Source organism: Ruegeria conchae, from assembly GCF_000192475.1.
GTDB lineage: Bacteria > Pseudomonadota > Alphaproteobacteria > Rhodobacterales > Rhodobacteraceae > Ruegeria > Ruegeria conchae.
The window spans coordinates 245,504-258,771 of the sequence record NZ_AEYW01000022.1 but is presented as its reverse complement, the minus strand read 5'-3'; the positions used below and the strand labels follow the sequence as shown (position 1 = coordinate 258,771).

General features: G+C 58.0%; 14 protein-coding genes. 11 read left to right on the top strand and 3 right to left on the bottom strand.

The genetic code is table 11. The annotated features are described in order from the left end of the window. Window positions 1-179 precede the first annotated feature (179 nt). The 3 genes from G7G_RS0119440 to G7G_RS0119430 form a co-directional block, all read right to left on the bottom strand. A complete protein-coding gene (locus G7G_RS0119440; RefSeq protein WP_010443133.1) occupies window positions 180-545 on the bottom strand; it encodes an SPW repeat domain-containing protein in 366 nt (121 codons plus the stop codon). 110 nt (window positions 546-655) lie between these two features. Beyond that, window positions 656-1,606, bottom strand: coding sequence for an AraC family transcriptional regulator (locus G7G_RS0119435; protein WP_010443132.1), 951 nt, complete (start codon window positions 1,604-1,606; stop codon window positions 656-658). Between the two features lie 116 nt (window positions 1,607-1,722). Beyond that, complete coding sequence (locus G7G_RS0119430; RefSeq protein WP_010443131.1) at window positions 1,723-2,589, bottom strand: branched-chain amino acid aminotransferase; 867 nt, start codon at window positions 2,587-2,589, stop codon at window positions 1,723-1,725. A 158-nt stretch (window positions 2,590-2,747) separates the two neighbouring features. Between G7G_RS0119430 and G7G_RS0119425 the strand changes: the two genes are divergently transcribed. The 11 genes from G7G_RS0119425 to napH all read left to right on the top strand — a co-directional run bounded on the left by G7G_RS0119425 (window position 2,748) and on the right by napH (window position 13,260). Then, window positions 2,748-3,260 (top strand): MarR family winged helix-turn-helix transcriptional regulator, encoded by a 513-nt coding sequence (locus tag G7G_RS0119425; protein WP_010443130.1) that lies wholly within the window; start codon window positions 2,748-2,750, stop codon window positions 3,258-3,260. Then, entirely contained in the window at window positions 3,257-3,958 is a 702-nt protein-coding gene (locus G7G_RS0119420) for a response regulator (RefSeq protein ID WP_010443129.1), read from the top strand. The genes G7G_RS0119425 and G7G_RS0119420 overlap by 4 nt, the downstream gene beginning before the upstream one ends. Window positions 3,959-4,026: 68 nt before the next feature. Then, window positions 4,027-4,953, top strand: coding sequence for a histone deacetylase family protein (locus G7G_RS0119415; protein WP_010443128.1), 927 nt, complete (start codon window positions 4,027-4,029; stop codon window positions 4,951-4,953). Beyond that, entirely contained in the window at window positions 4,950-5,192 is a 243-nt protein-coding gene (locus G7G_RS0119410) for an exodeoxyribonuclease VII small subunit (RefSeq protein WP_010443127.1), read from the top strand. The genes G7G_RS0119415 and G7G_RS0119410 overlap by 4 nt, the downstream gene beginning before the upstream one ends. Next, window positions 5,193-6,059, top strand: a complete 867-nt coding sequence (locus G7G_RS0119405) for a polyprenyl synthetase family protein (protein WP_010443126.1) — start codon at window positions 5,193-5,195, stop codon at window positions 6,057-6,059. 14 nt (window positions 6,060-6,073) lie between these two features. Beyond that, window positions 6,074-8,002: a 1-deoxy-D-xylulose-5-phosphate synthase gene (gene dxs / locus G7G_RS0119400; RefSeq protein ID WP_010443125.1), complete on the top strand. Its 1,929-nt coding sequence runs from the start codon at window positions 6,074-6,076 to the stop codon at window positions 8,000-8,002. A 212-nt stretch (window positions 8,003-8,214) separates the two neighbouring features. Then, window positions 8,215-8,727: a ferredoxin-type protein NapF gene (gene napF, locus G7G_RS24000; RefSeq protein WP_010443124.1), complete on the top strand. Its 513-nt coding sequence runs from the start codon at window positions 8,215-8,217 to the stop codon at window positions 8,725-8,727. Further along, window positions 8,724-8,996: a chaperone NapD gene (locus G7G_RS0119390; RefSeq protein WP_010443123.1), complete on the top strand. Its 273-nt coding sequence runs from the start codon at window positions 8,724-8,726 to the stop codon at window positions 8,994-8,996. The genes napF and G7G_RS0119390 overlap by 4 nt, the downstream gene beginning before the upstream one ends. Window positions 8,997-9,013: 17 nt before the next feature. Next, window positions 9,014-11,506 carry a nitrate reductase catalytic subunit NapA gene (napA, locus tag G7G_RS0119385; protein WP_010443122.1) on the top strand — a complete coding sequence of 831 codons (2,493 nt, stop codon included), beginning with the start codon at window positions 9,014-9,016 and terminating at the stop codon, window positions 11,504-11,506. Window positions 11,507-11,533: 27 nt separating this feature from the next. Further along, complete coding sequence (napG, locus tag G7G_RS0119380) at window positions 11,534-12,352, top strand: ferredoxin-type protein NapG (protein ID WP_010443121.1); 819 nt, start codon at window positions 11,534-11,536, stop codon at window positions 12,350-12,352. Then, window positions 12,349-13,260, top strand: coding sequence for a quinol dehydrogenase ferredoxin subunit NapH (gene napH / locus G7G_RS0119375; RefSeq protein WP_010443120.1), 912 nt, complete (start codon window positions 12,349-12,351; stop codon window positions 13,258-13,260). Before napG ends, napH begins: the two co-directional genes overlap by 4 nt. Window positions 13,261-13,268 lie beyond the last annotated feature (8 nt).

Here is a 13,268-nt window from a genome sequence, read left to right as displayed (position 1 = left end):
GATATCAAAATCTGGCGTTGCATTATATCTGATTGTTTTAATCGGAAATTTCAAGCCCTAAATTCGATTACATCATCGCCAACTCAATTTGGGCAAATCGCCTTATTAGAGCCGAAAAAGGAAGAGGGCCACGCAGAAATCCGCACGGCCCATCAATGATTTACAGATTTGGTATTCGGTCAGACAACAACATCTTTTTCGGGCGCACTAAGCGATATGACCGCGACAACAGCGGCACCGTTTATCCAGTAGAACAGGGCGTCAATGCCGGAAAATCCAAGCAGGCTGGGCGCCATCAGAAAGGCAATACCAACAAGAAGATCTACAGCGAGGTGGAACTTGTAGGACAGCACCCTCCAGATTCCGAGATGATGATCTGTCAGAATAGTCAATACGAAGGCGGCCACGCCTGTAAACACGGACAGCCAGAGTGCCAAGGGGTTGGACTGACCAAGCCCTAGAACAAAGGGCAACACCATCAGCGCAATCGCAACTGGGTAGTCGAGATACGCATGGACAGAGCGGGTGACAAAACGCAGGGACATTTCAACTTCCTTTCCTTAATCAGTGATGGCTAAAGGATAGGAGCAGCGATCCGAACGGAGTATACTTGGTCGTTTGATAAACTTTGCAGATCGTTCGAAATACTAAACGTTCAGTGCAGTGCCCGATAGGCGGCGGGAGATACGCCAACCTGCTTCTTGAACACGCGCGAAAACGCGGCCTCAGAGGCATACCCCACCTCGGCAGCCGCATCCGCAACATTCCAGCGGTTTTCGGTCAACCCATGACAGGCTATCTGCATCCGCCAATCTGTCAGATATTGTATCGGAGTTGTTCCCATCTTCTGGGCAAAAAGCTGGGCAAACGCGGTGCGCGACATCGCTGCCTCGCGCGCGAGTGAGGCAACACTCCACTCCTGTGCGGGGGACTGATGAAATGCCGTCAGCGCCCGCGAGATGCGCGGGTCGGCAAACCCGGCCAGCGCGGCATCATCCGGGCTTTGGTGTTCCAGATAGGCCCGTATTGCTTGCGCAAACAGCACTTCAGACAGTTTCAAAGCAATTAAATCGCCGCCAATGCGTGCGCCGGACACCTCTGATCCGATCATGCGCAGGGTCGCCTCAATCCAGGTGCCAGCGTCCTCCCCGTAATTCTCGATCAGAATATAGGGCGGCAGCCGATCGATCAGCATATGCCCAGTCCCTTTCCGACCGGCGGGTCCCGTAAACGAGAAATGACCGCAGATCAGCTGCGTATCGCGTTCTTCTTCCGCCCCGCCATAGACCAGCACACCGTCGCCGTTGTAGCCGGACTGATCCAACACCTGCTCAAGTGGCAGAGCGTCATAGGGTTTGACCTCGTTGCACAGCAGCGCGTGTGACGCGCCATGTGGGATCAAGATCAGGTCGCCCTGCCGCAACCGCAGCGTCTCGCCAGTTGCAGACAGGTAAACCTTAAGCTCACCGCGCTGAACAAAGTGAAAGCGGGCCACGTTCTCGTAGCTCGGCACCTGTATCCCGAACGGAGGGGTAAAGGATGTGCGAAAGTAAAATGTACCACGAAGAGACAGGCGGGTGAGAATATCGCTGAGAAGATCCAACATAGATCAAGAATACGGTCTCACACGCAGGCGTCCATATCTCGGGACGATCTGCACAAAAATTTGCACGACCTGCGATCAAAACCCCCGCCTGAGCGGGGGTTCAAAGCGGTATTAACTTACGCGCGGACCAGCTTTTCGTAGTCTTCGGCGATTTCGCGGGTCAGCTCGCCTACTTCAAACGTATAGTCACCGATTTGCCCGACCGGCGTGACTTCGGCCGCTGTGCCAGTCAGCCAACACTGTTCGAAATCTGCCATTTCTTCGGGTCTGATGCGGCGTTCGTGGACAGTGACGCCCTTGTCTTTCAGCATCTGGATGACCGTCTGACGGGTGATGCCGTTTAGGAAGCAATCGGCCAGTGGGGTGTGCACTTCACCATCCTTGACGAAGAAGACGTTGGCACCCGTCGCCTCGGCCACGTTTCCGTTGTAATCCATGAACAAAGCGTCCGAGCAGCCTTTAGCTTCGGCCTTATGCTTTGAAATGGTGCAGATCATGTAAAGACCCGCTGCCTTGGCATGTACCGGAATGGTTTCCGGGCTGGGTCGTTTCCATTCGGCGATGTCCAGCTTGGCACCTTGCATCTTGGCATCACCGTAATACGCACCCCAAGGCCAAACAGCGATGGCCATCCGAACGGGGTTCTTGGCGGAAGCGACACCCATGTCCTCGCCCGAGCCACGCCAGACCAGCGCCCGCACATAAGCATCCTGAAGTCCGCTAGCTTTCAGCGCCTCTTCCTTGGCGGCCTCGATCTCATCGACCGAGTAGGGCATCGGCATATCCAGCGCCTCAGCCGAGGCAATCAGGCGTTCCGAATGTTCGCGGCTTTTGAAGATCTTACCGTTATAGGCGCGCTCACCCTCAAACACGGAGGACGCATAGTGCATCGCGTGGGACAGAATGTGCACATTGGCTTCGCGCCAGGGCACCAGTTCGCCATCCATCCAGATGACACCGTCGCGATCGTCATATCCCGCCATGCGAAACCTCCTGAGCCGGGCTGTATTTCCAAATGTTGCGCCAATTAAGTCCGATCCGGACATAATGTTGCGCAAAAACTGCGATTCGATACCTGTGCGCTCTTGGAATGTCAATAAGGCTGACATAAAGTCAGATCATACTGAGTATGAGGTCCGACATGTCCGACATCCGTCCCGCCCCGGTATTTGGCGGAGAAAGCCTGTTGTTTCTGACAGATGAGCAACTGAGGCAGGGCATTGAGGCTATGTTTTTTGCCTATCGCGGTTTTACCGCCGATCCTGATCGTATCCTGACTGAATTGGCCTATGGTCGGGCGCATCACCGGGCCATCCACTTCATCAACCGCGCGCCGGGGACAACGGTCAACAACCTGCTGGCCATATTGGGTGTTACCAAACAATCGCTGAACCGCGTTCTGCGTAGCCTCATCGAAGATGGTCTGGTCGAAAGCCGAGTCGGAACAGTGGACAAACGTGAACGCCACCTATTTCTGACGGATAAGGGGAAGGCGTTAGAGGCCAAACTCTCCGACGCCCAGCGCGCCCGGATGCGCGCGGCCTACAAAGATGCGGGCCCCGAAGCAGTGGCCGGGTTTCGCAAAGTGCTTGAAGCGATGATGGATGCTGATATGCGTCGTGCATATACAAAACTGCGGGATACGACTTCATGAGCGAAATGGACGCCCATCTTCTGATCGTCGACGATGACGAGCGCATTCGCGATTTGCTCAAGAAATTCCTGATGCGCAGCGGGTTCTTGGTGACTTCTGCGCGCGACGCGGCCCATGCGCGGCGGGTGTTGTCAGGGTTGGATTTTGATATGATTGTGCTGGATGTGATGATGCCCGGCGAGGATGGCGTCAGCCTGACCCGGGCCTTGCGCGAAACGCATTCCACCCCGATCTTGTTGCTGACGGCAAAGGGCGAAACCGAGCATCGGATTGCTGGTTTGGAAGCCGGAGCGGATGACTACTTGGCGAAGCCGTTCGAACCCAAAGAGTTGCTACTTAGGATCAATGCCATTCTGCGCCGGATGCCGGAAACGCCCGCGCACGACGCAGTGGCCAAGATTCTGCATCTTGGACCAATTCGCTACGATATCGAGCGGGGAGAGATGTGGCAGGGCGAAGACCCAGTGCGCCTGACTGCAACGGAAAGCCAGTTGATGAAGATATTCTCGGCCCAGCCCGGCGAACCGATTAGCCGTGCCAAGCTGGTCGAGGACCTGGGGCGCGACAAGGGACAGGCGCAGGAACGTGCGGTGGACGTGCAGATCACCCGCTTGCGTCGGAAGCTGGAGCAGGATCCGAAACAACCTCGGTATCTGCAGACTGTGCGCGGTGCGGGCTATATGCTGGCGCCGGACTGATGAGCCGCTGCGCGGCGTTTTTAGGCCTTGGGCGAGGATATTTTTAGCCAGATGAAGATGGGATCCTGATGAAAACCGCTTTGCTGACCCACGCAGATTGCCTGAACCATGCGACACCGGAGGGGCATCCAGAGCGGGTGGCGCGGTTGGAACATATCCTTCATGCGCTTGAGGATTTGGATTTGCAGCGTGTGACAGCGCCGTTGGCGGCGGATGATGATTTGCTACGAGTTCATCCGCAGAGCCATATCAGTGATATTCTTGACCAAAGGCCCTCGGATGGGTTCAAGCAGATTGATGGGGATACATTCATGTCTCCAGGATCTGTTGATGCGGCCTATCGCGCGGCAGGTGCGGTGGTGCGAGCAGTCGATCTGGTACTGGGCGGTGAAGCACCGAATGCGTTCTGTGCGATACGACCGCCAGGCCACCATGCCGAGACGGAAGCGGCCATGGGGTTCTGTCTGTTTGGCAATGCCGCGTTGGCTGCAAAGCATGCACTGGATCATCACGGGTTGAACCGCGTGGCAGTGGTGGATTTCGATGTTCATCATGGCAATGGCACGCAGGATTTGCTGTGGGACGAAAAGCGCGCGCTGGTGATCACCAGTCAGCAGATGCCGTTATGGCCCGGCTCTGGCCGTACTGACGAAACCGGCGCTTATGAGACGGTTTTGAATATTCCTTTGGCACCGGGCACAGGCGGAGCGGAGATGCGAGCCGCTTATGAGGCGCAAGCTTTTCCACGACTGCGCGCTTTCAAGCCGGAACTAATTATTGTCTCCGCCGGGTTTGATGCCCATCAGGATGATCCGTTGGCAAATCTTAACTGGTCCACGGGTGATTTCGCCTGGATCACGGCGGAGCTGTGCAAGATTGCTGATGAAGTGTGTGATGGGCGTATCGTCTCGACTCTGGAAGGCGGGTATGATCTGAACGCATTGGCCGAGGCGACACGCGCCCATGTGGAAGAATTGATGAAGGCAGCACAATGACCGATACCCCAGTCGAACAGATGACCTTTGAACAGGCGATGAAAGAGCTTGAGGCCGTGGTGGGCCAGCTGGAACGAGGGGATGTGGCGCTGGATCAGTCGATCGCTTTGTATGAGCGGGGTGCGGCGTTGAAGAAACGCTGTGAGGATGAGCTGAAGCGCGCCGAGGAAAAGGTGGCCGCGATCACTTTGGACGCAGATGGCCAGCCAACCGGGACGACGCCTGTCGAAGGTCAGTAAATGTTTCGTGAAAAGCTGGCACAGGATGCCGCGCTGATTCAGAGCCATTTTGATCTGGTTCTGAGCGCGCTGGATGAACTGGATGTGACCCGCGCGATGACCTATGCCACGCAAGGCGGCAAGCGTCTGCGAGGGTTTCTGGTGCTGGAAAGTGCTCGGTTGCATGGCATCGATGCGGCTCGGGCGATCTGGCCAGCGACGGGGATCGAAGCGCTGCATGCATACTCGCTGGTTCATGACGACCTGCCCTGCATGGATGATGATGACCTGAGGCGCGGTCGCCCCACGGTTCATGTGAAATGGGATGACGGGACGGCCGTTCTGGCCGGGGATGCGCTGCAGACACTTGCATTTGAGCTTTGCGTGCGGCCAGAGGTCGGAAATGCTGAAATACGCGCCGAACTGACTCTAACACTGGCAAAAGCGAGCGGCGCGCAGGGTATGGTTCTGGGTCAGGCGCTGGATATTGCGGCGGAGACGGCAGCAGGGCCACTGACACTGGATGAGATTACGCAACTGCAAGCGGGCAAGACCGGCGCGTTGATCGAATGGTCCGCCTGTGCAGGCGCACGGCTGGCGCAGGCTGATCCCACCCCCTTGCGCCAATATGCCCAAGCGCTTGGGCTTGCCTTTCAGATCGCGGATGACATCATGGATGTCGAAGGAGATGCCGAAAAGGCAGGAAAGCGCTTGCAGAAGGATGCAGAGGCGGGCAAGGCGACTTTTGTCTCGCTTCTTGGCCTGGATGCGGCTAAATCCCGTGCCGCTGAGCTTGTGGATCAGGCTTGTGCTGCGTTGGATGAATATGGTTCAAAAGCTGAAACCTTGAAGCAGGCTGCCCGCTTCGTTATTGCCCGGGACAGCTAAGCCAGGAACGCCAAATGTCAGACCGCCCGAATACGCCTCTGCTGGATCTTGTGAACCGCCCTGCGGACCTCAAGCAATTCACGGATGCGCAGCTGCATCAAGTGGCGCATGAGCTGCGGTCAGAAACGGTCTCGGCTGTGTCTGTCACGGGCGGACATCTGGGGGCAGGTTTGGGAGTGGTCGAGCTGACCACAGCGCTGCACGCTGTGTTCGATACTCCGAGAGACAAGATCATTTGGGACGTCGGTCACCAGTGCTATCCGCACAAGATTCTGACCGAGCGCCGCGATCGGATTCGCACCCTGCGCATGAAAGATGGCCTGAGCGGATTTACCAAGCGCAGCGAAAGCCCATATGACCCGTTTGGCGCGGCCCATTCCAGCACTTCGATCAGCGCCGCGCTGGGGTTTGCAGTGGCTCGTGATCTGGGCGGTGTGACGCCCGAAGGTCTCGGCGATGCGATAGCAGTAATCGGCGATGGCTCGATGTCTGCGGGCATGGCATTTGAGGCGATGAACAATGCAGGGCATCTGAACAAACGCCTGATCGTGATCCTGAACGACAACGAGATGAGCATTGCGCCACCCGTGGGTGCTCTGTCCAACTACCTATCGCGTATCTATGCCGAAGAGCCGTTCCACGATCTGAAAGCAGCCGCCAAGGGCGCAGTATCCCTATTGCCTGAACCTTTTCGCGAGGGGGCAAAGCGCGCCAAGGACATGCTAAAGGGCATGGCCATGGGCGGGACGTTGTTTGAGGAATTGGGCTTTTCTTACCTCGGCCCCATCGACGGGCATGATCTGGACCAGTTGTTGCCGGTCCTGCGTGCGGTCAAGGCCAAAGCGACAGGTCCGATCCTGATCCACGTATTGACCAAAAAGGGCAAGGGTTATGCCCCTGCCGAACAGGCGCGCGACAAGGGTCATGCAACCGCGAAGTTCGACGTAGTGACGGGTGAGCAGAAAAAGGCACCATCCAACGCGCCGTCTTACACCTCGGTCTTTGGCAAGACCCTGGTCGAGGAAGCGGCGCGGGATGACAAGATCGTCGCGGTCACCGCTGCAATGCCGGATGGGACTGGGCTGAACCTGTTTGCTGAGCGCTACCCTTCGCGGTGTTTTGATGTGGCGATTGCCGAACAGCATGGTGTGACATTCTCGGCTGCGCTGGCCGCCGGCGGGATGAAGCCGTTCTGTGCAATGTATTCCACTTTCCTGCAGCGTGGCTACGATCAGGTGGTACATGACGTAGCCATCCAACGCTTGCCGGTGCGCTTTGCAGTCGACCGTGCTGGTTTGGTCGGAGCCGACGGCGCGACCCATGCGGGATCGTTTGATATTGCTTACTTGGCCAACCTTCCGGGCATGGTTGTCATGGCCGCCGCGGATGAGGCTGAGTTGATGCACATGGTTGCCACTGCCGTCGCTTATGATGATGGTCCGATCGCCTTCCGCTATCCTCGCGGCGAAGGGGTGGGCGTTGACTTGCCCGAGCGCGGCGAAGTGTTGGAGATTGGCAAAGGCCGCATAATCCAGAAAGGTGCGCGTGTAGCACTTCTGTCCTTCGGGACGAGGCTGGCCGAGGTGCAGAAGGCGGCCGAGGCGCTTTCCGCGCGCGGGATCACCCCCACCATCGCCGATGCGCGCTTTGCCAAGCCTCTGGATCGGGATTTGATCCTTGATCTGGCCGCGAACCACGAGGCGCTGATCACGATCGAGGAAGGCGCAGTTGGCGGTTTCGGCAGTCATGTTGCGCAGCTTTTGGCCGATGAGGGCGTGTTCGACGAAGGTTTGAAGTATCGCTCGATGGTATTGCCGGATATCTTCATCGATCAGGCCAGCCCGGCGGATATGTACGCGGTCGCTGGTATGGATGCAGAGCAGATCGAGGCTAAAGTACTGTCGATTCTGGGCGTCACGACGATTGGCGAAAAACGCGCCTGAATCGGCGAATTCGTTTGGCGCAAACGCGTGGTCGTGATTTAAGTTTCATAGACACATCTGAAATTGTGCATTTTTTGCACATGTTTTTTGCCTCTGCGGGGAAATAACAGCTTTGAAAATGACATAGGTCAATATCCTGATGTTCGGGTTACACTAGAACCCGACTCGGGGTGAGGCTGCTCCTTGCCCTTTATGCATAAGGTCGCAAGCGAATGAACAAGCTAGCCAGCCGCCGTGCGTTTCTTAAGGGAAAAGTGCTGCGCAATGATCAAAACTCCATCCGCCCGCCTGGGGCAGATGCAGCCGAGTTTCTTGAGCTGTGCACGCAATGCGACGAATGCCGCGAGGCATGTCCCGAAGACATAATCAAGTTCGACACACAAGGCTTCCCCGTCGTCCAACTGGATGCAGGCCCCTGCACATTCTGCGGTGATTGCGCCAATGCTTGCCCGACCGGAGCATTGAACCCCGAACATATCGCCTACTGGCCCTGGCGCGCCAGAGTTGCGGCCACGTGCCTGTCGATGAATGGTATCAGTTGTCGTGTCTGTCAGGATATCTGCGACCACCGTGCAATCCGCTTTCAATTGCAGACCGGTGGCCGCGCCGAACCCGTACTCGACACCGATACCTGCACCGGCTGCGGCGCCTGCGCCAGCGCCTGCCCCGCCGGTTCCGTCAGCTTTGAACGCCACACCCCGCCCACGCAGGAGGTCGCCTTATGAACATCTGTGGATGCCTCGTCCATGTAACCCCCGAAACCACGCAGAGTGCACAGGCCACGATTGCGGGTACAAAAGGGGCAGAGGTTCACGCGGCATCCGAGGATGGCCGCATTGTTGTTGTGGTCGAGGATACGCCGGAAAAACTGGCATCCGAGACGATCATGGATCTGCATCAGATCCCGGGTGTGATCTCTCTGACCCTGACTTATCACCATTTCGAAGACCTCGCGGAGACCCGTCCGCACCTTAACGCTTCTCGCCAGAACTAAAGCCGGAGACCCATGTCATGACCATCTCTGAATCCCGCCGGACCTTTTTGAAATCAACTGCCGCCGCTGCGACAGCCTCAGCCGCAGGTTTGCCGCTTGCAACCGGACAAGTAAACGCTCAGGCCGGGAACCCTGATATTCGCTGGGACAAAGCCGCCTGCCGGTTCTGCGGCACTGGCTGCTCGGTCCTGGTTGGCACCAAAGACGGGCGCGTGGTTGCCACTCAAGGCGACCCGGACGCGCCGGTGAACCGTGGCCTGAACTGCATCAAGGGCTATTTCCTATCCAAGATCATGTACGGCAAAGACCGTCTGACCACGCCGATGCTGCGCAAGACCAATGGCGAATACGATAAGAATGGTGAATTCGAACCCGTCAGCTGGGACGAAGCCTTCGACGTCATGGCCGCCAAGTGGAAAGAGGCCCTTGCCAAGAAAGGGCCAACCAGTGTGGGTATGTTCGGCTCGGGCCAGTGGACTGTCTGGGAAGGTTATGCCGCTGCCAAGATGATGAAAGCGGGATTTCGGTCCAACAACATCGACCCCAACGCGCGCCACTGCATGGCCTCTGCGGTTGTCGGCTTTATGCGGACATTTGGCATTGACGAGCCGATGGGCTGCTACGACGATTTTGAACATGCCGATACGTTCGTGCTCTGGGGCTCGAACATGGCCGAGATGCACCCCATTCTGTGGTCACGCCTGACCGACACGCGTCTGACCAAACCAGGATCCGAAGTGCATGTGCTGTCGACCTATGAACACCGCTCGTTCGAATTGGCAGACAACGGGATGGTCTTTGTGCCACAAACCGATCTGGCGATCCTGAACTACATCGCCAATTACATCATCCAGAACGGCGCTGTGAACGAAGACTTCGTCAAGAACCACGTCAACATCACCAAGACCGCCACCGATATCGGTTATGGCCTGCGTGACAACAACCCGCTGCAGCAAGAGGCTGAAAACCCGAACTCGGGTAAATTGGAACCGATCAGCTTCGAGGAATATGCCGAAGCCGTTTCGGAATACACGCTGGAATACACATCGGAACTGTCCGGCGTTCCTGCCTCACAGCTCGAACGTCTGGCCCAGCAATATGCCGATCCAAACCGTAAGGTGATGAGCCTGTGGACCATGGGCTTCAACCAGCACACCCGCGGATCGTGGGTAAACTCGCTGATGTACAACGTGCACCTGCTGGTCGGTAAGATTTCAGAGCCCGGCAACTCGCCCTTCTCGCTTACCGGTCAGCCCTCGGCCTGTGGTACGGCACGTGAGGTTGGGACCTTCGCGCACCGTCTGCCCGCCGATATGGTCGTGGCAAACGACAAGCACCGCGAGATCTGCGAGACTGCGTGGAAAATCCCTGCGGGCACCATCCCGCCCAAACCCGGGTTCCACGCCGTACTGCAGCACCGCAAACTGAAAGACGGTGATCTGAATGCCTATTGGGTGCAGTGCACCAACAACATGCAGGCGGCACCCAATATCAACGAAGAAGGCTATCCCGGTTATCGCAACCCTGAGAACTTCATTGCCGTATCCGATCCCTACCCGACCGTAACGGCTCTGTCTGCTGACCTGATCTTGCCCACCGCCATGTGGGTCGAGAAGGAAGGTGCCTATGGCAACGCCGAGCGTCGCACGCAATTCTGGCGGCAACAGGTCAAGGCTCCGGGTGAGGCGAAATCGGACCTCTGGCAACTGATGGAGTTCTCCAAACGCTTCACCGTTGAAGAAGTTTGGGGCGAGGAACTGTTGGCCACTATGCCCGAACATCGCGGTAAGACCATGTATGACGTGCTGTTCGCCAATGGCACGATCGACCAGTTCCCGCTGTCTGAAACCGCGGAAGGGTTCGACAACGACGAATCTGAGCACTTTGGCTTCTACGTGCAGAAGGGCCTGTTCGAGGAATATGCCAATTTCGGTCGCGGCCATGCGCACGATCTGGCACCGTTCGAAACTTACCACCAGGCGCGCGGCTTGCGCTGGCCGGTCGTGGACGGCAAAGAGACGCTTTATCGCTTCCGTGAGGGCTATGATCCTTACGTGCCCGAAGGTGCGGATGTGAAGTTCTACGGCCACAAGGATGGCAAGGCCAAGATCATCTTTGCACCATACGAGCCCGCCCCCGAGGTACCGGATGAAGAGTTCAACCTGTGGCTCTGCACGGGCCGGGTGCTGGAACACTGGCATTCGGGTTCAATGACTCGCCGCGTGCCCGAACTGCACCGCGCCTATCCTGCCGCTGTGGTCTACATGCACCCCGACGATGCGCGCGAGCGTGGTCTGCGGCGCGGGCAGGAGATCGTTCTATCTACCCGCCGCGGCGAGGTTAACAGCCGGGTTGAAACCCGCGGCCGGAACAAAGTGCCGCGTGGTCTGGTGTTCATGCCGTGGTTCGACGAAGGCCAGCTGACAAACAAGCTGACCCTGGACGCGACCTGCCCGCTGTCGAAAGAGACCGACTTCAAGAAATGCGCCTGTAAGGTCGAGCGCGCGTAAAAGGCTGGCAAGGCAAAGGTCGTCCCCATGTCTCGTGTTGGCACACCCCTTTCGCCGCAGCGGCGCCGGTTCCTGCAGGACTCGGCGCGCGCAGCGGGTGGCTGCGTGGCAGCCGGGTCCTTGCTGGCCTGGCTGGCGCGGGACGCACGGGCGTTGCCGGCCGAGGCCTTGCGACCCCCCGGAGCCTTGCCGGAAAAAGACTTCCTGTCGGCCTGTATCCGCTGTGGATTGTGCGTGCGGGAATGTCCCTATGACACGCTGAAACTGGCGGAACTGGGTGTCGATGCGGTGGCCACCGGCACACCGTATTTCACCGCCCGCGAAGTGCCTTGTGAGATGTGTGACGACATTCCTTGCGTCGCGGCCTGCCCGACCGGAGCGCTGGACCCCGGACTGGACAATATCGACGACGCCAAGATGGGTGTGGCTGTTCTGGTCGATCAGGAGAACTGCCTGAATTTCCTCGGCCTGCGTTGCGACGTCTGTTACCGCGTCTGCCCCGTCATCGACGAGGCGATCACGCTGGAGACCGAACACAACGCCCGCTCAGGCAGTCACGCAATCTTCATTCCGACCGTTCACGCCGATCATTGCACAGGTTGTGGTGTGTGCGAGAAAAGCTGCGTTCTTCCTGAAGCCGCGATTAAGGTTCTGCCCATCCGTCTAGCCCGGGGCAGCAGCGCTGATCATTACCTTAAGGGCTGGGAAGAAAAAGAGGCCAAAGGCGCGCCCGTCGTCGAAGGCATCATCGATTTGCCTGACCGCCTACCGGGGCCGGGCACCGATAACCTTGTCGCTCCGGGCGGATTTGAACCCAGCTTCAAGTTGCCGGAGGTCACCCAATGACCGCCCGCACACATATGCCACTGGGGCAGGAAGCCATCGCAGCCAAAGGCTGGCTGGGTGCCCATAAATACCTGCTGCTGCGCCGGGCAAGTCAGCTGTTCTTTCTGGTGTTGTTCCTGCTGGGCCCGTGGTTCGGTATCTGGATCGTGCAAGGCACTCTGGCCGGGTCGCTGACGCTGGGCCTGCTGCCCCTGACCGATCCGTTTGTCTTTCTGCAAAGCCTGATCGCTGGGCATTGGCCCGAACTGACCGGCGCGATTGGCGCTGCCATTGTTCTGGTGGCCTACGCCCTGATCGGAGGTCGCGTCTATTGCTCGTGGGTCTGCCCGATCAACCCCGTAACCGACAGCGCGCATTGGCTGCACCGCAAGCTGGGCCTGCAAAAAGGCTGGCAACCCAAACGTGGCACTCGTCTGTGGATCATGGTCACTGTACTGATCGTGTCCGGCCTGACCGGAGCCATCGCGTGGGAGCTGGTCAACCCGATCACCATGCTGCATCGCGGGCTGATCTTTGGCATGGGATTTGTCTGGGCGATGGTCGCCGCGATCTTCCTATTCGACCTGCTGGTATCGCGCCACGGATGGTGCGGCCATGTCTGCCCCGTAGGCGCGTTCTATGGATTGATCGGCAGCAAAGCGATGCTGCGGGTCAGCGCCGCCAACCGCTCCGCTTGCGACGACTGCATGGATTGCTACGCGGTCTGCCCGGAAAACCACGTGATCTCTCCGGCGCTAAAAGGCAAAGACACCCCGTTGATCCTGTCGCCCGACTGCACCAATTGCGGCCGTTGCATCGATATCTGCGCCGAAGACGTTTTCAAATTCACCCATCGGTTCGACGCCCTGACCGTCGCACCACCGGAATCAACCGCCGCGCCTCAGCCGCGTGCCTCAAGACCTTTTTGAAGGAGTGA